The following is a 24,750-nucleotide window of genomic DNA, read 5'->3' as shown; positions in this document are numbered from 1 at the left end:
TAACTTAAGCTAATTTGAGAGAGATTAAAACTGGAGTTAGTTAATATGTTTACCACCCCCCGAAAACGGGAGATTAACTAAAATTCAGTAATTCCTTTGCAAATTTATAATGAATGAGAAGATGCCGAGGCTTAATCGTTTATATAATAACACCTACATTCCCAAAAAGGAACGTTTTTAGGAATTTTGATAGGAGAGAAAATATGATTTATGGTTATGTAAGACCTTTATATAATGATGCAGATTGTAAAGAACAGTTGAAAAAGATCCATTGCTCAGACATAACAATTTTCCGGGAAGCACACGGCTCTCCTAAAAAACGTATTGAACTTGAGAAAATGCTTATGGCTATACAAAGTGGTGATACGGTAATCGTCGAAAAAATGTTTGTCTTAGCTGATACTTCACGGCACCTGATGGAGTTATTAAAATTATGTGAAAAGGACGGAGTAACAATTCGCTTCATTAACGAAGGAATCAATAGCAATGAATTGTTATCAATATCTTTGCGGGATATGGTGGATATCTTTATTCATTTCCAATCAGATATAGTCAAACAATCGACTACACTGGGAATTGTTCATGCAAAAGAGCAGGGGAAAAGCATAGGAAGACCCAAAAAATCTGATGATAATGTAAAAAAAGCAATTACCATGTATCACTCAGGAAAATATACACTACTAGATATTAAAAACGAAACAGGTATTAGCAAATCAACCTTGTATCGTTATTTAGAAACAACCGAAGAAGAAAAATAGAGGGCTATTTAAAAAAGAACCATCTATTTTTTAGGTAGTAAAATAAAAATTAATTATGCTTCAGCGTAGTTAACACAACGCTTTTGGTCAAAAATTTGCAGAATGAAGATAAATAATTCGGCACTCCTTCCAACATAATATAACGGGACTATACTTTTGTTTGGAGTGTTGAATTTTGAAGTATTTTATAAAATCCTCACTAATAATTCTCCTAGTTTTAATAATTCCAATCCACGTTTTTGGGTCAATAAATGTTGAACAAAAAGTCAAATCCCAGTACATAGTTTCTAAAGATATAACAATAAGTAGGGATTCACTTTCAAATAATCCGATTTCGCCCTTTTCTGAAGATATAAAAGTAAAGGGAGAATTCCCAAGAGATATTGTGTCTATTAAAAATACCCCTTTTATGGACCGACAGGGGAATACAATAGGAACCTTTATAAAAGGTCAGCAAGTAACATTGCATTCAATCGGGCAATCTAAAGGGATTATTGATTTTCTTGGAAAACAAGTTTATGTAAACTTACATGACTTCCAACACACCAATCAAATCCTGCCAAAGAAACATATTAGTTATGGCGAGATGGAATATCATCTGCATGTTCTTTCATTGATGTACCCTGAGTTTACCAAATTAGAAAAGGTTGGTTTTTCGGTTGAAGGTCGTACAATCTATGCGTTTAAGGTTGGAACCGGTAAAAAAGAGGTGCTTTTTGATGCTGCAATCCATGCACGTGAACATATGACAACAAACGTACTATTAGAAATGATTGATGAATATACAAAGTGTTATACGAATGGAACAAAGTTAGGGGAATTTCCTGTTAAAGAAATTTTAGACACCGTCAGTATCTGGTTTATCCCGATGATGAATCCAGATGGGGTAAATTTAGTTCAATCTAATTTTGGTATTTATAACAGTTTTCTAATTAGTATCAATAATAGTGTTAACTTTAAACGTTGGAAAGCTAACATCCGTGGGGTCGATTTAAATCGCAACTTTGATGCAGCATGGCATGAATTGCAATCACCTAACAACCCAACCTTTAAAAACTATAAAGGTGAAAGTCCTTTTTCAGAGCCTGAGTCACTTGCTTTAAGGGATTTTATAAAGAAGCATAAGTTTAAATCTTATATTTCATACCATAGCTCTGGGCAAGTGCTTTTCTATTTTAATGACCAAAACAATCTACAACTAGAACGTGATAATTTTCTTACAAGAAAAATCCAGTATGTGACTGGCTATAAAATAATGCCTCCTAGAAAGATTAAAGGTTCAGGAACGTCTACTGATTGGTTTATCAAAAATTACAAACAGCCTGGCATTACCGTTGAAATTTCGCCTTTTGTGAAAGAAACAGAGGTCCCAATGGTCTATTGGGATCAAATCAAGAAAAAAAATAAAACTGTTGGGCTATTAGTAGCTAAGGAGGCCTCCACCAGAAGCAAACTCACAAGTAGCAACTAATTTAGAAATAGCGTGCATTTAAATAATATATAGACATTAACGAAGCAGGTGGAACCTATATTAATGGGTTCCTTTATTCGTCGAAAATCGTTTACACAGTTAGTGTTTTTCCACCGAGGAATTTCCAAATTTTTTTATGTACATCCCTGAATCACTTTTAACAAATAATAAATTAATATTCATGACTACTGCTTATTTCGGCCTTATTAAAAGTAGAAAGAAGTGGAATGAATGAGATGGAATGAAATAAGGATAAACATTATTAACCAGTTTCTCAGGAAAAGAAACGACATAGGAAATCAACAATTTTTTAGTGAATATGCAAAGGTTACTACATACTTTCCTAAGATCGTGATTGTGTGTTCCACTGACAGGCAAATTATTTCTATTAATAACGAAACCGAATTAGTAAAATTATTAGGTTATACGCCGAAACAAACAACGGATTTTAAAAAATTATTTAGTAACGAAGTCAATCAAATGCTTACAACAGCATTTAATCATGCGTTAGAGGGTAGAGAGGAAAGTCATGAAATTCAACTGAATCGAATTGACGGGAAAACAAGCTTCTTATCTGTAACGTTTGCCCCCATTATACAAAACAAAGGTGTACACCGTGTTTATATTATTGTTCATAATATAACAGAACAAGTTGAGTTAAAAAACTTGGCGTACCTTAGAGAAAAGCATTTAAATTATGCTCAACAAATTGCTAAGGTAGGTAGCTGGGAGTATCTAATTAAAGAGGACCAATTATTCTATTCAGAATATTTCTATGACCTTTTTGGCTTAGAACATACTCGTCATTATACGATGGACAAGCTGTTTAAATTGGTACATCCAGAAGATTATGAACGGTCATATAAATTTGTAAAAGAAGCGTATAAGGGAAAGAATTTTCGAAACGAATTTAGAATTTTCCATGGTAAAACAAATGAATTACGCTATATAAAAGTAGAAGCAGAAGTATTACATCAAAATGAAAATCCATATAAATTAATCGGAGTAGTTAAGGACTTTACCAATGAAAAACTTTTGGAAAATGCTTTAACGGAAGCCATTGAAAACTATGAGTATATCTTTGATAACTTATCTGCTGGCATATGGATGCGAGATTATATCAATGGTAATTTTAAGTTTGCTTCAAAGGGACTTGAGACCATTCTTGAAGTTCCAATTAACACATTATACTCTAATTCAAATATTTGGAAGGAAATGATTCATCCTGAAGATAAAGCAGAAGTAACCCAAAATATTGGTCGAATAGCTATGGGTGAAAGTATCCAAATGCTCTATCGTCTAATTTGTCCTAGCAGGAAAACGAAGTGGTTGTTGGAACAAGTTGTACCAAGACAAAATGCTAAAGGTGAGATTTATCAAATATTTGGATTGGTATCAGACGTAACAAAGGAAATCGAAAGTCAAGAAAGATTAACTTATTTAGCCCAATATGACGAATTAACAGGATTACCGAACCTATCAAGCCTAAATAAAAAGTTAGATGATTGCTGTAAAACAAAGGAAGCATTTGCAGTGCTCCATTTAGATATCGATCGATTTCATCTCATTAATGATTCTTTAGGCTATCATATTGGAGATGAAGCATTAAAAATCATTACCAATCGTTTAAAAGAAATGGTGCCTCATGAAGGATACTTAGCTCGCTTAAACAGTAACGACTTTATTATGATCATTCCCATTGAAGGAAACGAAAAAGTAGTATTTGAATTAGCCGATCAAATTATGGAAGTAATTGCCCAACCATTTGTCGTTCAAGATTATGAAATGAATCTCTCAACAAGTATTGGCATTGCTTTTTACCCAATTGACGGTAGTCAAACATTAGCTCTACTTGAAAGTGCACATTCAGCGCTTTATCAGGCAAAGCGGCATGGGAAAAATAATTATCAACCTTATTCTAATTCAAAGGGCTCAACCACACTGAGAAAGTATATTTTAGATCGTGATATGCGCATGGCTATTAATCGTCAGGAGTTTGAAGTCTATCTCCAACCGCAGATTGAAACCCAGAAGTACTCCATTAAAGGTGCGGAGGCCTTAATTCGTTGGAACCATAGGGAACTTGGGATGATTTCACCTGGTGACTTTATTCCCCTAGCGGAAGAAAACCATATGATTATTCAAATAACAGATTGGATTATTGAAAAGGTATGTAGTCTATTTAAGGATTGGAAAGAGCGCGGTATACCCATTTTTCCCATTTCTATTAATGTTCCACCTATTCGGTTTATGAAATATGGTCTAGTTGATTATATGGCAAAAATGATAAGGGAATATGATATCTCACCCGAATATATTGAATTTGAAATTACAGAAGGTTCATTATTAAGAAGTGAATCTAGTGTTATTGAAACTTTACATGCACTAAGGAAGTTAGGGGTTAAAATTGCTATTGATGATTTTGGAACAGGTTATTCTTCTCTAGAATCCTTACGAAAATTTAAACCCGATACAATTAAAATTGATCAAATCTTTATTAAAAATATTCATAAGGATAATTCTGTAGATCAGGGGATTATATCTTCCATATTATATTTAGGAAAACTATTAGGGGTGAAGATAATTGCCGAAGGAGTTGAGAAGAATGAACATCTTACATTCTTACAACAAAACGAATGTCTCTATATTCAGGGGTATTTATTTTCCATGCCTGTTCCAATTAAAGAATATGAAAAGATGCTTCAAGAAAAGGTATTAAAGCAAGATAAGAAATTAAAATTAAAAGATTTAATAAATGAAAAGCGAAAACATTTTCGTTTTGAATTACCTCATCCAGTAATAGGACAAATGATTATTAGTGGGGTGAATAATGAAAGAGTAAATACTAGTTCCATTCCTATTTTGTTAGAAAACATTAGTTTAGGGGGAATAAAATTTTCAACAAACTATAAAATCCCAGTGAACTCTAACATAAATTATAAATTTGAATTTAATCTTTGTGATATTAAGGTAGAGGCTTCTGGTGATTTAAGGTGGTTTGAAGAAAAATGTAGTGATACCTATTGTTATGGAGTTAAATTTCACATGAATCACAGTATTGAAAAACGGATTGAAACGATTATTCGCCGTCTTCCTGTGTTACGGAAAGGTCACGAAACCTCTTTTCAATAGAAAGAATCCTATTTTGATGGAAATTTAATGCGCATTGAAAAACACCCTAAGTTAGTCGTACGCAATGACTAACCTGTAGGGTGTTGTTTAAAATAGAAAGTATAATCTTTTGTAGTTTGAGTAATATTTAGCTCTGAACTCCAGCTCCTCGACAACTGTAGGGCTAAACGGGCATTCTCCACATTTCTAGTTTACATGTGGAAGTACTTTCTCCACTACTAATTGTTCACCAGCTTGGATCCATTTACCTTTGTCTTGAATTTGTCCATCTTGATCGGCGGGTGTTTGGAATTGGCTAAATCCAGTCGCGTCTGCTAACGAACTTCCATCATACTCTAATCCAATGTTGGCTACGTGTTTAATGACATATGGCTTTTGGAAAATAATATCCGTATTATAATCATCTAGTTGACCAGTTAGAACTTTAAAAGGTAATCGAAGATAAATGGTTTCGCCTTCCTCTTGATTTTGGTGGAGGATAGTATCAAAGCTCCCTCTGTCGTATTCCCAATTTCCACCAATAGAAAATCCGTATTTTTTGATATAATCACGCAATGTCCCGAAATGTGCATGTTTTCCAACTAGATCAGTTTCTAATTCGATCATCTTATAAGACACTCCTTTTTTCCATATATATTTAGCGTAACCGAAAAGGAAAAATTAAATACAATGAGGAAATTGTTTACATAAATTTTCTACTAAAACAAAAACAGTACAAACGCAAGTTTGTACTGTTTTTATGTCTTTTTCAGGAAGTCTGTAGGTATTGAATTTAATGCTTCTTTCGTATTTGAAAAGGGGGAGCGGAGAGTTAATAGTCGTTCAATATAATCAATCACTCCAATAGGTAGCTGCAATTCTTCTTGCCAACTACGCTCCTTTCGCTCTGTAGGTGTAAAGTTTGAATAGAGCAAAAATAGTAAAAAGTGTCCAACAAAATACAAATCACTAATATGATTTTCCACTTTTTTAGGATTATTTATTTTATCGACTTTTAGGTTTGGATTTAAATAGGCTGCTAATCCAAAGTCTATAATGTGTAAACCATCTTCGTTTATTAATATATTAGGAATACGCAGATCACGATGAACGATACCTTTCTCATGAATAGTTATCACAAGCTCAAGTAACTGTTTGGTGATTTCTAATGATTGTGCGAGGGTAAAGGTTTCCCCATCTTTAAAAATAGCCTGCTCAAACGTTTTACCATCCACAAAATCCATTATATAAAATGGTACGTCTTGCAGTTTCCCCTGTGTGTACACGGAAGGGATGTTTGGAATGCTGATTTCATTTAACATTGAAATTTCCTGTTGAAATTTTTCATGCAGCCTTTTTTTACAAAGATGTTTTGTTTTCATTCGTTTAAGTACGTACTGATTTCCACTTTTAGAATGTATAAGGAGGTAAGCGACCCCATAGGAACCTACCCCAAGTTCTTTTATGAAATGAAAATCAGTTTTTTGTTCAATATAATTTCTCACCAAATGATGGTACTTTTTTTCCTTCATAAAGCCCCACATTGATTAACTTCCAAAGAAGCCACTTGAGCTGAAGAAACTACCAGAACTTCTTCTTCTTCCATAACCTCTTTTATAATGTTTATGTCCATAATAATTATGTTTATGTGAATATTTACGACGACTACTTGAAGAGTAGCGACGACCTTTACCTAATAAAGATCTTAATATTTTATCTAACAAGTAATTCATTCCTTTCTAATTTAAATAAAATACGTTCTGCAATAAAATATACGAATAAATAACTATAAAGTTTCGTTAGAATAATAAAAAAAGACCTAACACGAAGCAATGGAACAAAAAGCATTGCTTTGTGCCAGGCACATTTTTTAGTCTTCCATATATATTTCTCCGTCTTTGTACGTCATTTGTTCTGGGTAACGTAGGTTGATGACAGCATCTTGAATCTCTTGAGAAGGTGGTTTAGTAGCTAAAGATACAATAATATTTGCAGCAAATGCAGCAATTGCTCCGAAGACACCTGCTCCAGTGTCAATGATTCCTAGAATTGTGAAGCCTCCAAATTTAGCTGCAAAGATATAAGTGAGTGTTACACCTAAACCAACTAGTAAACCAGCAATTAATCCTGCTGCGTTGGAACGTTTCCACCAAACTCCTAACACGAGAGCGGGGAAGAAAGTACCTGTCGCAAGTGCGAATGCCCAAGCAACGATTTGTGTAATGGCACCTGGTGGATCAAGTGCAATTAAACCAGCCAAAAGTGTTGCCACAACGATTGTAATACGTGCCACTGTCATACGCTGTTTTTCAGTCGCAGTAGGTTTTAATATACGATAGTAAATATCATGGGCAAAGGCAGATGAAATAGCAATTAGTAGTCCTCCTGCAGTTGATAACGCAGCTGCCATTGCGCCTGCAGCAACTAAACCTATAACGAATGCACCTAAATTTGCAATCTCTGGTGTTGCCATTACGACGATATCGTTTGAAATAATTAATTCATTCCACTCAAGAATTCCATCTCCGCTTGAATCAGCAACCTTTAATAGTCCAGTATCCACCCATGTTTTCGTCCATGCAGGTAACTCGGAGATTTTGCTTCCAGCGACTTGAGTCATTAAAATAAAACGAGAAAATGCAGCATAGGCAGGAGCAGAGAAGTATAATAATCCGATGAATAATAGCGCCCATGCACCAGACCAACGTGCAGCTTTCATCGTTGATACTGTGTAGAAACGGGCAATTACGTGTGGAAGTCCTGCTGTACCTGCCATTAAAGTAAACATAAGTGCAAGGAATTGCCATTTTGTTCCCTTTTCAAATGGTGCGAAATACTCGGATAAACCAAGTTCCCGATCGAGTGCACCTAATTTACCTACTATATCCCCGTAAGATAACCATGGTATTGGATTTCCTGTAATTTGTAGGGACATAAATATTACTGGTACTAAGTATGCAATAATTAACACAAGATACTGAGCAACTTGAGTCCAAGTGATTCCCTTCATTCCACCGAATGCAGCATAGATTGCAATTAATACAACTCCAATCATAGTACCAAGCTTCGCATCAATTTCAAATAAACGTCCAATTACTACTCCAGAACCAGATAATTGCCCGATTGAATAAGTAAAGCTAATAATCATCGTACAGATTGCCGCAATAATCAATGCTGCTTTATTTTGAAAGCGGTCTCCAATGAATTCAGGTACTGTATAACTTCCTGACTTTCTTAATTGTGGTGCAAGTAAAAAAGTTAATAATAAATAGCCACCAGTCCAACCCATAATATAAGCTAAACCATCGTAACCAAGAACCATGATTGTTCCGGCCATACCGATGAAGGAAGCGGCACTCATCCAGTCGGCACCAATTGCCATCCCGTTCCAAATTGGAGGTACACCACGTCCAGCAACGTAGAACTCAGAAGTTTCCTTCGCCTTGTTATAGATTGCAATCCAAATATATAGGGCGAATGTGGCTAAGATAATCGCTAACGAAACGATAAACTGTGTATCCAAAAGCGATCCCCCTTATCTAAGTTAAGTATCTCCTTAATGGTCAACCGTACTTCCCATACCAATTTCTGCATTTTTCTTATCATTGATGCCGTATTTCTTATCAATTTTATCTCCAACAATTGCATTCACGAATAGCAGAATGATAAAGACAGCTAGTGCCCCTTGTGCTCCCATAAAGTAATGGAATGGGAAGCCATTAAAATAAATCGTACTAAGTGGCTCAGCTAAAAGCACAACACCGTATGACACTACTGCCCATATGATGAAGTAAATGACCATATACGTATTTTTCTCTCGAAAATATCCATTAGCGACACTCTTATCAATTTTTCTCATGATGTCACCCCTAATTTAAAATTCTTCAAATTCAGTTTTGTGAAATAAACTCTGTTATTAGTTAGTAGGATTACGCCTCCTTTTAGGAATTACTGAGAAGGTTCATATTCACCTTTATCTAGTCTTAATGACAAAGGAAAAATACCTTATGGAAATAAATTGGGAATAGGTTATGCATTTTAGATTAGAGGAAATAGGAATTTGTTAGAAGTAATGATTTGGATATGTGGGAGGTAACTGTTAGCTTAAGCTAAAGATAAATTTAACAGTTTCAAAGAATGGAGCTGGAACAAGAGCAATTTCTACAACAATGTAACCAATCATGGCTACTACTGGTACTAGTAAGTAAAGAAATTGTTTTTTCCTTAATGCCAAAAGTAAACAAGTTCCTACGAGTATAAGAAAGATATATATAATTGTTGTTACCTCCTTTGGTGTGCTAGGTATTTTCTAAAATTTATGTAGGGAATTGTCACAATATTATCGATTTTCACAAGAAATTGTTATGCATAGGGGGAAAGTTTATTTTCCATTTTTAAAGTGGAAATGATGAATGTCTGTAGTACGGAATGCATCATTTGTTACTTTGCCTCTATGATTGTTTCTAACCCTTTTGCGAAGTACCAAGTGTACTAATTTCCATATTGCAAAACTGCATTGACAGAATAACGTAATGAAGCAAAATAAGCTCTTTTGCTCTTTAAGTCTTTTAAGATATATAAAAAGAAAAGAAATAAATTTTTTCTATTTTGAGGAATAGGGATGGACAACCTACAAGGGCTCCATTTTTCTACATAAATTGAATTTGAGCTGATGAAGAAAGGAGGTATGAATTTGACTAGAAATCAAGGAGGATTTCCAGGCTTCCCAGGCGGATTCCCAGGAGGAAGACCAGGTGGTGGTTTCCCAGGTGGAACACCAGGCGGATTCCCAGGAGGAACACCAGGTGGTTTCCCAGGAGGAGCTCCGGGCGGCTTCCCAGGTGGAGGCCAAAACATGATGCCAACTGCACCACCGCCAAACTTTACTCCACAAATGGATACGTTCCAACAACAACAGTTTACTCGTAGTGGTGGAGTAGGTGGTATTAGACGTTGTATGTTCCGTAACACATTTGTCTGGATGAGAAATGGCAATGCGTTTTGGTTCTTCCCTATTTTCGTTGCAGGTAACCAAATAGTTGGTTTCCGTTGGAGAGGTAATCGTGGATGGGTTTATGACTCTATCAATCGTAACAATGTTCTATTCTTCCAATGCTATTAATTATTATGAAAACAGATAAAAATAATGACTCCTTAAACGAATTTATAAAAATCTAAGTTTTTAAGAGTGAGACCATAACAGTCTCACTCTTATTTAGTTGGGAAAAAGCAAAGAAAAAAAGTAATAATTTCTATTTTGTATAAAAGTAGTTCTATTTTTCCCTTTTCTAAAATAATAGATACTATGAAGAAAGGGGAGATTACGATGGACAAGTTGGCTAAAACGAGAGAAGACTTATGGTTAAGTATTAGTGGATTGACAAATGAACAAGCAAACGAGGTTATCGAAGAGGGGACCTGGTCGATTGCTCAGGTTCTTGAACACCTTCATTTAATGGAAAGAAATGTTGTGCGGGGTATTAGAGATGCCTTGTTAAGTGATGAGAAACTTAAGGCAGAACAAAAGTCGTTAGAATTTGTAAAGGATCGTACTCATAAAGTTAAGGCTCCAGATAATCTTGTTCCTTCAAATGATTTTAAAGTGTTAGAGCGACTTAAAGAAGAATTAACAGATACAAGAAAAGCTTTACTGGAATGTATTAAAGATATTAAAGAAGATGATTTTAATGAAATTTCATTTATACATCGAAGATTTGGTGTGCTTAGCATTAAACAATGGGTTTCTCTAGTTGGATTTCATGAACATCGTCATATTAATCAAATAGAGGAAATAAAACAGAACCTTAAATTGAGCAAAGAAAGACTATAAGAATTAAGATGGGAATGGATTATGAGATAAACAATCCATTCCTTTTTTATTCATGAAATGATAGAAGTTTAAAAGGCTTGTAATATTTTATAATGCCATTAACTTAAAAGATCCTCTTGAATTTTATGGAATTATATAATAGACAAAAAATTATTACATAATATCATCATAACTAATAATGGTAAAAAGTTTAGAATATTTACTCTTTTGTTATCCCGTTTCCATTAATTTTGAATTATAATAAGAAAAAAGCACTAAATATTCACCTAAGTTAAAAAGTTGCTAATATTACATAATAAAGATTAATGAATATTGAACGCAAATAATAAATTAAGAAGATTGATTCGTTGGACACCCTAATATGAGCAATAGGAAATTGAACTTTTACAAAAATGCGAAGCAAAATTTAATGGATATAGATTTTTTAGGAAAGCTTAGAAAAATAGTAGATAAAAAAGGATTAAAGTTTCAACAAACGGGTATTGATTATGGCAAGTTAAGTAAATTGAAACTTCTAAGGAAGTATTTGTTCTTGGTCTAACTAATGTTATCGAAATATTGTATCTACTAAATCGATTTAGTTTGAATTCGAGATTTGCGAGAAAAATATGTGATAGTAATAAAAAGGCATAAATCAAAGAAAAGTGGTTCATCCATTGATATTGGAATGTCTTAAAATAGCAAGGTGAGAGGGTTATTTATGATGGCAACGAATAATGAAGTAGATTATAAAAATATAGGTAAAGACGTACAAGAAATCAATGGAAGACTCTTCTATAGTGAGCTGAATGATAATATGAAGAGTCACTTACAGCAGTTAGAAGATGAATATAAAAAAGTTGAAGAGTCGATGTTGAATGTTCAAACCAAGCTTAAACGCTTTGAAGACGATATTAACCAAATTACAAAAGAGGCAGCTGGTCAAATGTGCATCACTCTAGAAAGCTTCCAATCCGATGCCCAGCAGCAAATACCGAACCTGTCTCAGCAAATTGAAGAGGTTGCCTGGAATACGTTTAAACCGTTTAGGAATTTAGCTGAAGAACAAAAACATCTTATAGCTCAAACTAGTGAAGAGTGGCTTAATTTATCGGCTAAATTAATGAAAACACAAAAAGAAACCTATGACTTGATTGTGGGAGACTGGCAAATTAGTACAAAAGAGCAGCAAAGTGGACTACAGGAAAGCCTTAATGCAATCAAAGAAGTTCGTCAAAAACAACAGGATGTTATTAGTGCATTAAATGATTTGAATGCTGACTTTATGGAAACAACTAAAACTTATGAATTACAAACAGCTGCAGAAATTGAAACAAGAGATATGCTTTGGCAGAAGCAAAAAGAGGATTTGCATCTTGTCCAACAAACGCTTGGAAATCAAATGATCCTAAATAAGAAGTGGATGATTGCTGTTGGAACAACTCAAGTCATAATGGCGGCAGCGATTGCAGGGTTATACTTTTTCTAAACTATAAAAAAACACCTTCGACTTACTATGTAAAAGGTCTGAGGTGTTATTTTTTACGTTTCGTCAGCTGAGCTTAATAATTGTTTATTTTCAATCTTTTTTGAATAAATTATCTTATAGACATTTAAAAATAAACTAAGTACAATCACTTTGGGTTAGGAAATAACCATAATACGTTTAGTGAGGCTAATCAAATGCTTAATATATTGCTAATTTTAGTGTTACAACTTGTATATGTACCTTTATTAACTCTGCGGACTATTTTCTTAGTAAAAAATCTTACTTTTTTAGCTGCGGTATTTGGAATATTAGAAATGCTCATCTATGTATTTGGACTATCACTTGTCTTTAATGGAGACCAAAGTTTACTTGCTATGGTGGTCTATGCAGTTGGGTTTGGGCTTGGGATGTTTTTAGGAACAAAAATTGAAAATAAATTAGCTATTGGTTATGTTTATGTCACAATTAATACTCAAAATAAAAATCAAGAGTTAATTGATACGTTAAGACAAAATGGATTTGCCATTACCACTTATGTTGGTGAAGGGCGAGATAGCGACCGATATAAATATGAAATTTTAGCAAAACGTAATCGAGAAAAGGAATTGTTCCAACTTGTTGAGTTGATAGAACCAAAAGCGTTTATTATTTCATATGAACCGAAATCCTTTAAAGGCGGGTTTTTAGTTGACCGCATGCGTAAAATGAAAAAAATGTAAAACCATAAAGAAAGCTAGGGTGTTATTGACTACCCTAGCTTTTTATTGTGAAAAAAATCTTGCATACCAGGATACAATATACTAGTAGATCATTAAACCCGTGAGATAGAAAATTCGAAGTGAACTTCATCGACGCAAGGAAGTTCAAAATTAGAAGAAATAAGTATGGAAAACTCCAATGGGAAAAGTTTAAAAGAAATCAGTAATGACCTTTACTTGAAATATTAGTTATTATTTACAAGTTTTTTATACTCAATGGTGTTTTTAAAGGCCTGAATTAGTTGGTCTAGTCGTTCCTTTTTTGCAGGGCTATTAGGGCAGGGATGATAATACTCATTTTTTTCTGATAACACGCCAAAATAAGGGATTCCACAGTTATTAATCAAATGTAGCCATTTCCTTTTTTCACTTTCATAATAAGTCCAACGTTTTTTAGTTTCAACACCCCAACCAATTAATAACCATGGATGCGTTTTCATTTCTTGTAAAGACGGGAGTGAGATGGTTGGGTACTTACCAATAAGTTTTAGATGTTGAAATAAATTGATTGCATCAATATGGTTTGTTTGTCTTACATAAATCAAATTGTAAATATACAGACGACCTTCTAACTTAGAATGGGTTGAAGTCATAAAATCCACAAGCTGTCTCATGGTGCTATCGAGTGAAATTTCATCTGTATAGCAGCCTGTATGATGAAGCTGCCATTTTGCTTCACCTTTTAGATCAGCAGAACCTGGATTTAACATCACCACCGCTCCGAGCGATTGTTTTGCAGTACCAAATTGAATGTACGTATCTGTTCGGTAAATTTCTTCTCCAATTTGCCGAAAAGTAGCCACCGCTTTAACTCTTTCCACCTCAGACAAAACCCCCATTAAAAGTAGTAATAATATGTTTATTCGGCAGTTGGGGCATTAATGCATAATAAAAGGTTTATAATAAAATTTAGGATAATTGTTAAAACCGATAAAAATTACACGGTAAATTATGATCCGCTTAACGTCTTAGGGGGAACTCAAATGTTTGAAGAAATTTTAGGAACCTATGCCTCTATGTTAGATTGGCACATATGGGCAAAAATTCTAACGAGCTCAGAAGCATGGGGGTTAATACTCTCATTAGCGGTAATGGAATGTATTCTGTCTGCAGATAATGCCCTAGTGCTGTCTGCTTTTGTAAAACCTTTACCGAAAGAACATCAAAAAAAGGCACTGGTGTATGGTCTATGGGGAGCCTATATTTTCCGCTTTATCTTTATTGGTCTTGGAACAGTTTTAATTAAATTTTGGCCTATTAAATTAATAGGTGCTCTATATTTATTATATTTAGGATTTAAGTTTTTTAGAGATAAAAGAAAAAGTAATATGGAAGAGGATGAAATAGATTCTTCACCAAAGGGTTGGTTAGTGAAAGTTTTTGGATTGTTTTGGGCTACTGTTATTAGTGTAGAACTTATGGATTTGGCATTTTCAGTTGATAGTATTTTGACTGCTCTAGCTATCTCTGAGCAAGTTTGGGTAGTTTTACTTGGTGGCATGATTGGAATCCTTCTGATGCGCGGAATTGCGACGTTCTTTATAAGTCTCATGAACAAGGTTCCTGAATTAGAGACTACAGCCTATGTATTAATTGTTTTTATCGCTATAAAAATGGGACTTACTCTTGTATATATACATATCCCAAATGAAATTTTCCTTTCAGTCCTTGTATTGGCATTCCTACTTACATTCATTTTACATGCGTTAAAAGTGAAGAAAGAAAAAGTGTCTCATTAACGTTTTGAAATAAATGAGCTTAGTAAAAGGACTAAGCTCATTTTTTATTAGTTTAATTCAACTACACCGCTAGAAACATTTAAATTAATATGATATTTTCCTGTACCGTGTTTTCCAGATAACTCATTTTTAGAGCTTTGTTTGTTTTCTAATTGGAATTTATTAGCAATGTGGCCACTACTTACACGAGCATCTAATGTGAAATTGGAATCATCCGGTAAATCGAGTTTTAAATGTCCCGAGCTCACATCAGCTTCTACGTGATCTATTAATTCATCCATATGAATCACTAAATTACCCGAAGAAACATTCGCTTCCAATTTACCTGTAAACTGATTTATATCCATATTTCCAGAACTAACTTCAAAAACCCCACTATTAGCATTCAATGTTTCAATTTGAACGTTTCCTGAACCAATTTCCACTTCGACATTGTCAAGGTGTAAACCTTCACTGTCAACAAAATTAATATTTCCAGAACCAACTTCTATATCTAAATCACGGTCATAATCTTCAGGAATGCTAATAGTAAGTTTTGTTTTATCAAAAAAAGAAAACCATTCAAACCACTTTCGTCTATATTGAACTTCGATTCTGTTACCCTTTTTTACAACTTCTACTTTACCTTTACCTTTTAACTCAGCCGTTAGTTCATCCTGATTTTTGGGGATAATCGTTGCGTTTGTTCCTTCAACATCAATTTCAATTAATTTAATGTTGTTAGTAATTTCGGCTTGATGGTTATTTGTTGTAAAAAATGAAGTTACCCAAGAGGGGACAGATATAAAAAGGCTAATGATCCCAATTGCAATTAAAACAACTAGTAATACTTTCTTCAAAGTTGAACCTCCTAAAATGTTTTACATTCTAACATTCATGTTAAAGAAAAAATGAATCCCATACAATGATCCCTAGCATTAAATGTATCTAAGACCTGCGACGTAGTTTACTGAACTTGTGAACAGAATGGGATTGACAGTTTATAAACGTTTTGTTAAATTGTTTATATAAATGCAAACGAATATTAATTTTGTTTGTTATTTTGATGAATTCATACTTTGGTTTTGAAAAGTGAGGGTGTTAATAGTGAGTAATTCTGAAATTTTTTGGAACGCCTCTTTAGAGGAGATGAAGCTCGGTTATACAGAAGATCAAAATAAATTTATATGTCTTTTATGTGGTGAAGAAATTCATAAGGGTGTAATTTATCCGCATGAAAATGTTTTGTATGAGGCAAAACGATTCATACGGCTACATATTGAACAAATGCATGGTTCTGTTTTCGATTATTTACTAGGATTAGATAAAAAGTTAACAGGTTTAACTGAACATCAAACCGCTTTACTAAAAAATTTTTATGCCGGTAAAACCGATAAAGAAGTACAAGAAGAGATGGGGATAGGTAGTAGTTCAACTATCCGTCATCACCGATTCGTATTAAAAGAAAAGGAACGTCAGGCAAAAACATTACTTGCCATCATGGAATTACTAAAAGGAAAAGATCAATATGCACTAGCTTTTGTTGCGCCACATAAACATGCAACGATGGTTGATGATCGTTATGATATTACGACGGATGAACAAAAGAAAGTTTTAGATAAATACTTTCTAGAAGGCTTAACAGGCCCATTAAACAAATTCCCACCAAAAGAAAAACAACGTCTGATTGTACTTCGCGCCATAGCCGATCGACTCGATCCAAAGGTAATTTATACAGAACAAGAACTAAATCATATACTAAGTTCTATTTACGATGATTATGTGTTAATTAGAAGGTACTTAATCGAGTATGCATTGATCGATCGAAAAGCAGATGGTAGTGCTTATTGGGTGAAGAAATAAAGAAGAGGAGTGACTAGCGTGGAACGAAGAAAAGAACTGAAACAAATGTATCAAGAGATTGCCATCGTTGCAGGTATTTATCAAATTAAAAATAATGTGAATGGCAAAGTGTTTGTAGAGAGTACACGGAACTTAAAGACTATCAATGGGGTAAAATTTACTCTTAATAACAATACGCATATTCATAAAGAGCTTCAAGCAGATTGGAATACGTTCGGCAAGGATGCATTTACAATTGAAATTTTAGAGACATTAAAAAAGGATGATACAGATCCCTACTTTAACGAAAAAGAAGCATTAACAAAGTTAGAAGAGAAGTGGTTTGAGAAACTCCAACCTTATGGGGAGCACGGGTATCATACAAAAAAATCTTAACAACTTGGAGAAGTTAACATGGATACAATCATGAAAAGGCAAAAACCTGTCACTTTGAAAAAAACAATGGTCCTCTTTTTAATTCCTGTTGTTTTTTCAAGTGTAGTTCAATCTTTAGGCCAAGTTATTGGAACAATTGTAGTAGGGCAAACTCTGGGGGAAAACTCTTTAGCAGCCATTTCTGCTTTCTTCCCACTATTCTTTTTGCTTATTTCTTTTGCTATTGGAATTGGCTCAGGTAGTTCAATTTTAGTTGGTCAATCGTATGGTGCTAGGAATATTTCAAAAATGAAGGAGATTGTGGGGGTAACTTTAGCCGTAACATTGCTCATTTCAGTTGTTGCCGCTATTATTGGAGGGATTTTTGCTGAAGGTGTTTTGAAACTGATGGGAACGCCAAACAATATTTTAGGTGAAAGTGCTAATTATGCAAAAATCTTATTTTTCACGTTACCAATTACCTTTTTATATATGGGCTATACGACGTTCATACGAGGGGTTGGGGATTCAAAAACACCATTGATCTTTTTAATCATTAGTATTGTGTTGAATGTAATGTTTTTGCCAATTTTAATGTTTGGGTGGCTAGGGGTCCCTGCATTGGGCCTAAATGGTGCGGCTTATGCGACAGTATTATCTTATCTACTGTCATTTCTGTTGTTATTTGTTTATTTACACAAAAAGAATCATGTTTTGAAATTTGATAGAACCATTCTAAATAACATTCGCTTGCAAGGTGACATAGTAAAAACTTTATTAAAATTAGCTATTCCATCAAGTGTTAGCATGGTTGCTGTTGCGATGTCAGAAATTGCCGTTATAACGTTCGTAAATAGCTATGGTTCGGATGCTACAGCAGCATATGGCATTGTCAATCAAATAGTTAGTTATGTACAGATTCCTGCATTGAGTGTTTCCATATCGATATCAGTATTTGTTGCACAAGCAATCGGGGCAGGCAATCAAGAGAATGTGAAAGAAATAACAAGACTAGGATTGAGTCTTAATTATATATTTGGTGGTGCATTGATTATTATTGTGTATTTATTCGCCGAGCCAATAATAAGAATCTTCTTATCAAATCCAGATACAATTTCTATTGCAGAAGGCCTTATCTTTATCTCGTTATGGAGTTATTTAATTTTGGGGCATACAATGGCAATCTCTGCAACAATGCGGGCGACGGGTACTGTATTGTGGCCAACGGTTTTCATGATTTCTAGCATTTGGTTTGTTGAGGTCCCATCAGCCTATCTGTTATCGAACTTCACCTCTTTAGGAATAAATGGAATTTGGTTAGCTTATCCAATTGCCTTTATTGTTAGCCTAACTGCACAGTCTTGTTACTACCATTTAGTTTGGAAAAAGAAAACATTTCAGTCACTTGTCCACGAGTAGAGGTTCAAATAAAAGTACAATTCGCTTCAAAAGTGAATTGTGCTTTTTGTTTTGTGCATTCCTTTATAAGACTTCTGACGCCAATATTCTACAAAAAACGATTGTTACATATTATCTAATAAATAATAAGATTTTCCAAAAATTTACGAATGAATGGTTCCATTTATTATTGGGCCTAATTCTTTAATTTTTTGTGGAATATTAGGTAGAAAGGGGACTTTCTGATACTTGAAATATTTGCGATGGCTTTTATTGTACTCAGTAATCCTTTTGACTGCTTGTGGCGATCAGCTTTTGGAAGAGGCAGTAACTGAAGTAATAAAACTTTCAGAGGAAGCAATCGTAGAAGAGAATGAAACCGTTAATGCTACACCCACTAATTCATCGATGGAAGAAGTAACACAAGTCGACAATGGTTGCTTTAGTAATGAAGTTTATATAGAAAATGAAGATATCTGCACACTTGTAATTGAATGCTCTGATTATTTTACATGTGTTGAGTGGGGGAATGACGTTGTTACTCATCTAGAGTTTGAATATGGTTCACTTGTGTTAGAAGAATCCGTTGCCACCGATGATGATGGACTTAAAGTGCTAACAACTTATAATGTCGATAATGAACAAGAAGTGATCACAACAGATTCTGATGTAACCGACGAGGAATTAGCATATCATGGGGAGTTATGGTTTAGTTTTAGTTGGATTATTCCCGAAAAATATCGTGAAGAAATTACCCGTTTTGAAGTATTTGAAAGTGGAAACACGCTTGCTTATGTTTCGCTTCATGATGATTTTGGTGAATATTGGACACTTGGTATGAACTACGAAAACATTGAACTGGCTTCTGAAACGCTAGTAACTTATCTACATGAGTACTCTCATTTTTTATCATTAAATTTTAATGAGGTGGATTATTGGGAGGACGAAGCTAGCTGCCCTTCGTTATTCCTAAAAAATGCAGGATGCTTATATGAAGATGCTTATTTAACTGGTTTTTACTTACAGTTCTGGGAAAGTGGTGCTTCTGATGTTTTTGAAGGTAACTATGTATCGGAATATGCCATGACATCACCTGAAGAGGATTTTGCAGAGACTTTTGCTCATTTTGTGTTAACGGAAACACCAAAAGGGAATTCTGTTGCAGATGAAAAAATTTTATTCTTTTATCAATATGAGGAACTAGTAGAAATGAGGACAGAGATCTTATCTCGTACAGCTACTTGGTTAAAACGAAGTGTTGAAAAGTGAATGAAAGTTCAAACGCTTGGAACAATAGAATTCCAAGCGTTTTTTATTATTTTGCTAAACCATCAATAAAGGACTCAATTTCTTGTTGCGTTTTACGATCCTTACTTACAAACCGACCAAGCTCTGCACCATCTTCATATGCGATAAAGCTTGGGATACCGAATACATCTAATTCTACACATAGATCGATGAATTCATCACGATCTATTTTTACAAAACGATAATTTGTATATTTTTCCTCAATAGCAGGAAGAACTGGATCGATAAAGCGGCAGTCACCACACCAATTTGCAGAAAACATAAAGATAGTTTTACCTACATTTTTAAGTTCTTTAAATTGTTCAATTGATTGCAATGTATCCATAAATAAGCCTCCTAATCTTGTAACTTTATCCTATCGTACCATATTTGGTTAAACCCCACTTAAGCATCTGCTTAGATATTAACTTACAATATATGAAAACCAAATAAGAAGAACGCAATTAATTTTTAACGTATAGAGTTACCCAAAATTAAAGGTATTATCATGTAAAACTAAGACACATGGATTAAAAAAAAACGGTTATTCTAACTTTGTACGAAAGGAGGTTTAATGTTTGTCTAAATATCTTATTCCCTTTATAACTTTAACCATGTTTTGGAGCATAATTTTTTCTGAAGAAGCATCGGCAAATGAGGGGCCTACAAGGGAAGAGATTCTTCAACAACGTATGGCTTATTATTTACAATTCCAAGATATTCTTATTCCTTGGTACTATTTAGCCGCTGTCGATCAATATGAACGCAATATACAAGGTGTAAGAAAAGATATTCCTAAACGGGATAGTATAATTGCCATTCAGTTTTCAGAAGATTACTGGACAGGTCCATTAAACCCAATCATTAATGATACTTCACCTGTTACAATTAGTTATTTTGGGGGAATGGGGCTTGATGGAGATGGAGACGGAATTGTCAATTCTGATGATGATGAAGATGTATTGTTTACAATGTCATCTTTTTTAAGTAAATATGGATCACATGAAGATGACTTTAAATTAGCCTTGTGGGATTATTATCAAAGTGAAAAAGTGGTTAATCAAATAGTAACCATTGCCAAGCTTTTTAAACATTATGACTCAATTGATCTTGACAGCCATACTTTCCCAGTTGCACTTGGATATAATTACAGCTATAGAGGTACTTGGGGAGCAAATCGCGGTTGGGGCGGACGAAGAATTCATGAAGGTACTGATGTTTTCGCGGACTATAGTACACCTGTTCTTTCGGCTTCTTATGGAGTAGTAGAAGTGATGGGGTGGAATCAGTTTGGTGGTTGGCGAGTAGGCATTCGGGACAATCATAATTCGTATCACTATTATGCACATCTTGCTTACTATGATAAAGGCTTAAAGGTTGGAGATGTTGTAGAACCTGGGCAAGTAATTGGTTATGTTGGAAGTACCGGTTACGGAAAAGAAGGGACATCAGGAAAATTTCCGCCACATCTCCATTACGGAATTTATAAATTTGATGGACGAAACGAATGGGCATTTGACCCGTATCCATCACTTCTTCAATGGGAAAAAGAAGCAAAACAAGCAAGAAAGAAAAGATGATGAAGGTTGTTCCGAAATAGCGGAACAACCTTTTCAATTATATGATTGATTCTTTTTAAATCCGTACTTAAAAGAGATCAAGAAATTTCCTCCTAAGTTTTAATAAACGTATTGACGTTGGAAATTATCCGTGTTATTATTATCTCGAATTAAAGATAAATTAATTCATAGCAATAATTTGGTCTTTATTTTTTAACATATATCTCGAAATTGAGAAGTATTAAATTAAGATAAAATGGAGGGTTTTAAAATGGCAAAATGGACAGTAGATCAATCACACTCAAGCGTAGGTTTTGAAGTTAAACACATGATGGTATCGAAAGTAAAAGGTCAATTTGATTCTTACAGAGCAGACGTTGAAGCGGAGGATTTAACAGACTTAACAACAGCTTCAATCGCATTTAAATTTGATGTTTCAAGTATCAATACACGTAGTGAAGACCGTGATAATCACTTAAAATCAGCAGACTTTTTCGATACAGAAAAGTTCCCAACAATTGACTTTAAGTCAACAAACATCGTAAAAGATAGAGATGACTACAAAGTAACTGGTGACCTAACAATTAAAGGTGTAACAAAACAGGTAGCATTTGATGTTGAATTCGGTGGTAAAGGCACAAACCCATGGGGCGTAGAAGTTTACGGTTTTGAAGCTGAAGCAAAAATCAACCGTGAAGAATTCGGGCTTACTTGGAATGCAGCTCTTGAAACAGGTGGGGTACTAGTAGGTAAAGACATTAAAATAAAAGTTGAGTTAGAAGTTAATCCAGCTGAGTAATAATTAAATTTTAGCCAGTCAGTAAATTTGTTGACTGGCTGTTTTCATCAGATCATTAGGGTTTCATACAGATCTAATGGACCTCAGAAGATCGTTTTCAATAAGATTGACGTTTTTCTAAATAGATGATATCTTTATCTCGAATTAGAGATAAATTGACTCAATGTTTATTTTCGAAATCTCCAATTAAAATTAATTATAGACTTTTAGATGGTAACAACGTTTACAAAGCTATAAATTGCCTAACTCCAGTTAATGTACGAATTGAAGCTCTTCAGCGATATAAATTCGACCGAGATAAATAAAAAGGGAGAGAAAAGTATGAAACACATTTTCAAGCAAGGCAAAAATTTAGAAAAACCAGTTTTACTTCTTCTACATGGAACAGGTGGAGATGAAAACGATTTAATTCCATTAGCAGAAATAGTGGACCCTGATGCGTCTATACTTAGTGTAAGAGGGAATATTTTAGAAAATGGAATGCCTCGCTTCTTTAGACGACTAGCTGAAGGAGTATTCGATGAAGAAGACTTGATTTTTCGTACAAATGAATTGAATCAGTTTTTAGATGATGCTGCCAAAGAATTTAATTTTGATCGCCAAAACATTGTAGCAATAGGGTATTCAAATGGGGCCAATATCGCAGCAAGTTTATTATTCCATTTTAGTGGTGCATTAAAAGGGGCCATACTACACCATCCAATGGTTCCGAGACGTGGAATTGATTTACCCAATTTAGAAGGTGCAAAAGTATTTATTGCTGCAGGAACAAATGACCCAATCTGCCCTCAACAAGAATCCATTGAACTACAATCTTTATTAGAAGAGGCTAATGCATCGGTCAGTGTACATTGGGAAGACCGTGGCCACCAATTAACGATGGGTGAAGTAAAAGCTGCACAACAGTGGTACCAATCCAATTTTTAAAAAACGGAAGTAGAGAATAATAAAGCGTAGAAAGAGGGTGTCTGCTTTCTTTGTGACACCTTCTGTTTCACTAATTCGATTGAAATTTTATTAACTATTTCTAATTATTATATACATCTAGTTAATTGCATTAAAGTAGAGTACATGTTATCTTTATCTCGAATTAGAGAGTTTTGAATGCGAGAATTTAAATCCGAACTAAGGGTAACTTCTATTAGAAGGAGGTGAAATTAAAAGGCATGGGATTCTTCAAGAGTTTATTTGGACAAAACACTAACCAAACTGAAAAAGTTGGAGGAGATAAAATGACTAAAATCGGTATTATTTTAGGATCAACACGTGAAGGACGCGTAAGTCCACAAGTTGGAGCATGGGTTAAAGAATTAGCAGACAAACGCGGTGACGCGGAATATGAAATTATTGATATCGCTGATTTTAAATTACCGTTCTTAGGTGAAGCTGGTGCTGACAATTCAGGTATTGCAGCGTGGGGTCAAGCAGTAGGATCTTGTGACGGATTTGTATTCATCGTACAAGAATACAACCACTCAATTACTGGTGCGCTTAAAAACGCATTAGACTTACTTCGTGAAGAATGGAATAACAAAGCTGCTGGAATCGTTTCATACGGTTCAGTAGGTGGAGCACGTGCAGCTGAACATTTACGTGGAATTTTAGGTGAATTATTAGTTGCTGATGTTCGTGTACATCCTGCATTATCATTATTCACTGATTTTGAAAACGGTTCAGTATTCAAACCAAAAGAAGTTCAAGTACAATCAGTAAATGATATGCTTGATCAAGTAATTCCTTGGGCAAACGCTCTTAAAACAATTCGTAATTAACTTTAATACTATCGTTTAAAGTCCGTCTCATTAAATGAGGTGGACTTTATAATTGTAAAACTAATATATACTGTAGTATCACTTTTAGTTAAGAGCGTCATATAGAAAATTCACACAGTTTGTGCACTGTGTACAATTTTGCATAGGGAAAAATAGATAAATGATTGGTTAGAAAAGAAATGAAAAATTATTAAAAGAAGTTATTGACTTCTAATTGGAAAGTGTTTAATATAATAAAAGTCGCTAAGACGAAAACAAAATAAAACTTACTAAATAAAGATGTTGTTGACAAATATTTAGTGAGTTGATAGAATGATAAAGCTGTCTGTTGAGTTAAAAAGTTATTAAAATTAACTGTTGACAACGAAATGGCAATTTGTTATTATAAAAAAGTCGTTTTTAAAGAACGACGCGAATGAACCTTGAAAACTGAACAACAAAACGTTAATGAAATAAACGTTTCTTTTAATTAAGAAACAAAAATTTTGGACATCAAAATTGATGCCAGCAAATTTGAGCTTTATCAAATTTTCTTTTATGGAGAGTTTGATCCTGGCTCAGGACGAACGCTGGCGGCGTGCCTAATACATGCAAGTCGAGCGAA

24 protein-coding genes and 1 rRNA gene are annotated in these 24,750 nt (G+C 34.2%); 17 read left to right on the top strand and 8 right to left on the bottom strand.

Annotation, left to right across the window (positions count from 1 at the left end; translation table 11 throughout):
• Positions 1-203 precede the first annotated feature (203 nt).
• The 3 genes from JOD29_RS18050 to JOD29_RS18040 all read left to right on the top strand — a co-directional run bounded on the left by JOD29_RS18050 (position 204) and on the right by JOD29_RS18040 (position 5,361).
• Complete coding sequence (locus tag JOD29_RS18050) at positions 204-758, top strand: recombinase family protein (protein WP_158610609.1); 555 nt, start codon at positions 204-206, stop codon at positions 756-758.
• A 175-nt stretch (positions 759-933) separates the two neighbouring features.
• On the top strand, positions 934-2,229 hold the full coding sequence (locus JOD29_RS18045) for a M14 family zinc carboxypeptidase (RefSeq protein WP_124766763.1): 1,296 nt from the start codon (positions 934-936) through the stop codon (positions 2,227-2,229).
• 231 nt (positions 2,230-2,460) lie between these two features.
• Complete coding sequence (locus JOD29_RS18040) at positions 2,461-5,361, top strand: EAL domain-containing protein (protein ID WP_124766764.1); 2,901 nt, start codon at positions 2,461-2,463, stop codon at positions 5,359-5,361.
• A 186-nt stretch (positions 5,362-5,547) separates the two neighbouring features.
• Here the strand turns inward: JOD29_RS18040 and JOD29_RS18035 are convergent, their stop codons facing one another.
• The 5 genes from JOD29_RS18035 to JOD29_RS20670 form a co-directional block, all read right to left on the bottom strand.
• Positions 5,548-5,967, bottom strand: a complete 420-nt coding sequence (locus JOD29_RS18035) for a YugN family protein (RefSeq protein ID WP_124766765.1) — start codon at positions 5,965-5,967, stop codon at positions 5,548-5,550.
• Between the two features lie 131 nt (positions 5,968-6,098).
• On the bottom strand, positions 6,099-6,872 hold the full coding sequence (locus JOD29_RS18030) for a protein kinase domain-containing protein (protein WP_239585793.1): 774 nt from the start codon (positions 6,870-6,872) through the stop codon (positions 6,099-6,101).
• Between the two features lie 338 nt (positions 6,873-7,210).
• Positions 7,211-8,863, bottom strand: coding sequence for a sodium:solute symporter family protein (locus JOD29_RS18025; RefSeq protein WP_124766767.1), 1,653 nt, complete (start codon positions 8,861-8,863; stop codon positions 7,211-7,213).
• A 33-nt stretch (positions 8,864-8,896) separates the two neighbouring features.
• On the bottom strand, positions 8,897-9,199 hold the full coding sequence (locus JOD29_RS18020) for a DUF4212 domain-containing protein (RefSeq protein WP_124766768.1): 303 nt from the start codon (positions 9,197-9,199) through the stop codon (positions 8,897-8,899).
• A 240-nt stretch (positions 9,200-9,439) separates the two neighbouring features.
• Positions 9,440-9,574, bottom strand: coding sequence for a hypothetical protein (locus JOD29_RS20670; RefSeq protein ID WP_275579666.1), 135 nt, complete (start codon positions 9,572-9,574; stop codon positions 9,440-9,442).
• Between the two features lie 453 nt (positions 9,575-10,027).
• Here JOD29_RS20670 and JOD29_RS18015 point away from each other — a divergent pair, with 453 nt between their 5' ends.
• From JOD29_RS18015 to JOD29_RS18000, 4 genes are all read left to right on the top strand, one after another.
• On the top strand, positions 10,028-10,462 hold the full coding sequence (locus JOD29_RS18015) for a hypothetical protein (RefSeq protein ID WP_420844563.1): 435 nt from the start codon (positions 10,028-10,030) through the stop codon (positions 10,460-10,462).
• A gap of 204 nt (positions 10,463-10,666) precedes the next feature.
• Entirely contained in the window at positions 10,667-11,170 is a 504-nt protein-coding gene (locus JOD29_RS18010) for a DinB family protein (protein ID WP_158610611.1), read from the top strand.
• Between the two features lie 700 nt (positions 11,171-11,870).
• Positions 11,871-12,638 carry a hypothetical protein gene (locus JOD29_RS18005; RefSeq protein WP_124766771.1) on the top strand — a complete coding sequence of 256 codons (768 nt, stop codon included), beginning with the start codon at positions 11,871-11,873 and terminating at the stop codon, positions 12,636-12,638.
• Positions 12,639-12,832: 194 nt separating this feature from the next.
• Positions 12,833-13,357: a DUF2179 domain-containing protein gene (locus tag JOD29_RS18000; protein WP_124766772.1), complete on the top strand. Its 525-nt coding sequence runs from the start codon at positions 12,833-12,835 to the stop codon at positions 13,355-13,357.
• A 224-nt stretch (positions 13,358-13,581) separates the two neighbouring features.
• On the opposite strand, the gene JOD29_RS17995 is transcribed toward JOD29_RS18000, so the two are convergent.
• Positions 13,582-14,217 (bottom strand): hypothetical protein, encoded by a 636-nt coding sequence (locus tag JOD29_RS17995; protein WP_124766773.1) that lies wholly within the window; start codon positions 14,215-14,217, stop codon positions 13,582-13,584.
• A 162-nt stretch (positions 14,218-14,379) separates the two neighbouring features.
• Between JOD29_RS17995 and JOD29_RS17990 the strand changes: the two genes are divergently transcribed.
• Positions 14,380-15,135: a TerC family protein gene (locus JOD29_RS17990; RefSeq protein ID WP_124766774.1), complete on the top strand. Its 756-nt coding sequence runs from the start codon at positions 14,380-14,382 to the stop codon at positions 15,133-15,135.
• A 47-nt stretch (positions 15,136-15,182) separates the two neighbouring features.
• Here JOD29_RS17990 and JOD29_RS17985 read toward each other — a convergent pair whose 3' ends face one another.
• Positions 15,183-15,974, bottom strand: a complete 792-nt coding sequence (locus JOD29_RS17985) for a DUF4097 family beta strand repeat-containing protein (protein WP_158610612.1) — start codon at positions 15,972-15,974, stop codon at positions 15,183-15,185.
• 247 nt (positions 15,975-16,221) lie between these two features.
• On the opposite strand from JOD29_RS17985, the gene JOD29_RS17980 reads away from it, so the two are divergent.
• The 4 genes from JOD29_RS17980 (at position 16,222) to JOD29_RS17965 (ending at position 19,998) form a co-directional block, all read left to right on the top strand.
• Positions 16,222-16,977: a DUF2087 domain-containing protein gene (locus JOD29_RS17980; protein ID WP_124766776.1), complete on the top strand. Its 756-nt coding sequence runs from the start codon at positions 16,222-16,224 to the stop codon at positions 16,975-16,977.
• Between the two features lie 18 nt (positions 16,978-16,995).
• A complete protein-coding gene (locus JOD29_RS17975) occupies positions 16,996-17,352 on the top strand; it encodes a GIY-YIG nuclease family protein (protein ID WP_124766777.1) in 357 nt (118 codons plus the stop codon).
• A gap of 18 nt (positions 17,353-17,370) precedes the next feature.
• Complete coding sequence (locus tag JOD29_RS17970; protein ID WP_239585792.1) at positions 17,371-18,750, top strand: MATE family efflux transporter; 1,380 nt, start codon at positions 17,371-17,373, stop codon at positions 18,748-18,750.
• 228 nt (positions 18,751-18,978) lie between these two features.
• Entirely contained in the window at positions 18,979-19,998 is a 1,020-nt protein-coding gene (locus tag JOD29_RS17965; protein ID WP_124766778.1) for a putative zinc-binding metallopeptidase, read from the top strand.
• 46 nt (positions 19,999-20,044) lie between these two features.
• On the opposite strand, the gene JOD29_RS17960 is transcribed toward JOD29_RS17965, so the two are convergent.
• Positions 20,045-20,362 carry a thioredoxin family protein gene (locus JOD29_RS17960; RefSeq protein WP_124766779.1) on the bottom strand — a complete coding sequence of 106 codons (318 nt, stop codon included), beginning with the start codon at positions 20,360-20,362 and terminating at the stop codon, positions 20,045-20,047.
• A 268-nt stretch (positions 20,363-20,630) separates the two neighbouring features.
• Between JOD29_RS17960 and JOD29_RS17955 the strand changes: the two genes are divergently transcribed.
• From JOD29_RS17955 to JOD29_RS17935, 5 genes are all read left to right on the top strand, one after another.
• Complete coding sequence (locus JOD29_RS17955; RefSeq protein ID WP_124766786.1) at positions 20,631-21,596, top strand: M23 family metallopeptidase; 966 nt, start codon at positions 20,631-20,633, stop codon at positions 21,594-21,596.
• 250 nt (positions 21,597-21,846) lie between these two features.
• Positions 21,847-22,374 carry a YceI family protein gene (locus JOD29_RS17950; protein WP_124766780.1) on the top strand — a complete coding sequence of 176 codons (528 nt, stop codon included), beginning with the start codon at positions 21,847-21,849 and terminating at the stop codon, positions 22,372-22,374.
• 321 nt (positions 22,375-22,695) lie between these two features.
• Entirely contained in the window at positions 22,696-23,301 is a 606-nt protein-coding gene (locus JOD29_RS17945; RefSeq protein WP_124766781.1) for an alpha/beta hydrolase, read from the top strand.
• A gap of 239 nt (positions 23,302-23,540) precedes the next feature.
• Positions 23,541-24,146, top strand: a complete 606-nt coding sequence (locus JOD29_RS17940) for an NADPH-dependent FMN reductase (RefSeq protein WP_124766782.1) — start codon at positions 23,541-23,543, stop codon at positions 24,144-24,146.
• 534 nt (positions 24,147-24,680) lie between these two features.
• Positions 24,681-24,750, top strand: a 16S ribosomal RNA gene (locus JOD29_RS17935); the annotation flags it as partial.

The organism is Lysinibacillus composti (assembly GCF_016908465.1).
GTDB lineage: Bacteria > Bacillota > Bacilli > Bacillales_A > Planococcaceae > Ureibacillus > Ureibacillus composti_A.
Note: the sequence above shows the minus strand (reverse complement) of the source record. Positions and strands in the feature narration are given on the sequence as shown.

Excerpts from the sequence above, each read along its gene's own strand:
- JOD29_RS18035 (WP_124766765.1), bottom strand. The coding sequence starts at position 5,967 with ATGATCGAATTAGAAACTGATCTAGTTGGAAAACATGCACATTTCGGG.
- JOD29_RS17955 (WP_124766786.1), top strand. The coding sequence starts at position 20,631 with ATGTTTTGGAGCATAATTTTTTCTGAAGAAGCATCGGCAAATGAGGGG.
- JOD29_RS17945 (WP_124766781.1), top strand. The coding sequence starts at position 22,696 with ATGAAACACATTTTCAAGCAAGGCAAAAATTTAGAAAAACCAGTTTTA.
- JOD29_RS17940 (WP_124766782.1), top strand. The coding sequence starts at position 23,541 with ATGGGATTCTTCAAGAGTTTATTTGGACAAAACACTAACCAAACTGAA.
- JOD29_RS17960 (WP_124766779.1), bottom strand. The coding sequence starts at position 20,362 with ATGGATACATTGCAATCAATTGAACAATTTAAAGAACTTAAAAATGTA.
- JOD29_RS18015 (WP_420844563.1), top strand. The coding sequence starts at position 10,028 with ATGAATTTGACTAGAAATCAAGGAGGATTTCCAGGCTTCCCAGGCGGA.
- JOD29_RS18020 (WP_124766768.1), bottom strand. The coding sequence starts at position 9,199 with ATGAGAAAAATTGATAAGAGTGTCGCTAATGGATATTTTCGAGAGAAA.
- JOD29_RS17970 (WP_239585792.1), top strand. The coding sequence starts at position 17,371 with ATGGATACAATCATGAAAAGGCAAAAACCTGTCACTTTGAAAAAAACA.
- JOD29_RS18005 (WP_124766771.1), top strand. The coding sequence starts at position 11,871 with ATGATGGCAACGAATAATGAAGTAGATTATAAAAATATAGGTAAAGAC.
- JOD29_RS17990 (WP_124766774.1), top strand. The coding sequence starts at position 14,380 with ATGTTTGAAGAAATTTTAGGAACCTATGCCTCTATGTTAGATTGGCAC.
- JOD29_RS18000 (WP_124766772.1), top strand. The coding sequence starts at position 12,833 with ATGCTTAATATATTGCTAATTTTAGTGTTACAACTTGTATATGTACCT.
- JOD29_RS17950 (WP_124766780.1), top strand. The coding sequence starts at position 21,847 with ATGGCAAAATGGACAGTAGATCAATCACACTCAAGCGTAGGTTTTGAA.
- JOD29_RS18050 (WP_158610609.1), top strand. The coding sequence starts at position 204 with ATGATTTATGGTTATGTAAGACCTTTATATAATGATGCAGATTGTAAA.
- JOD29_RS18040 (WP_124766764.1), top strand. The coding sequence starts at position 2,461 with ATGAGATGGAATGAAATAAGGATAAACATTATTAACCAGTTTCTCAGG.
- JOD29_RS18010 (WP_158610611.1), top strand. The coding sequence starts at position 10,667 with ATGGACAAGTTGGCTAAAACGAGAGAAGACTTATGGTTAAGTATTAGT.
- JOD29_RS18030 (WP_239585793.1), bottom strand. The coding sequence starts at position 6,872 with ATGAAGGAAAAAAAGTACCATCATTTGGTGAGAAATTATATTGAACAA.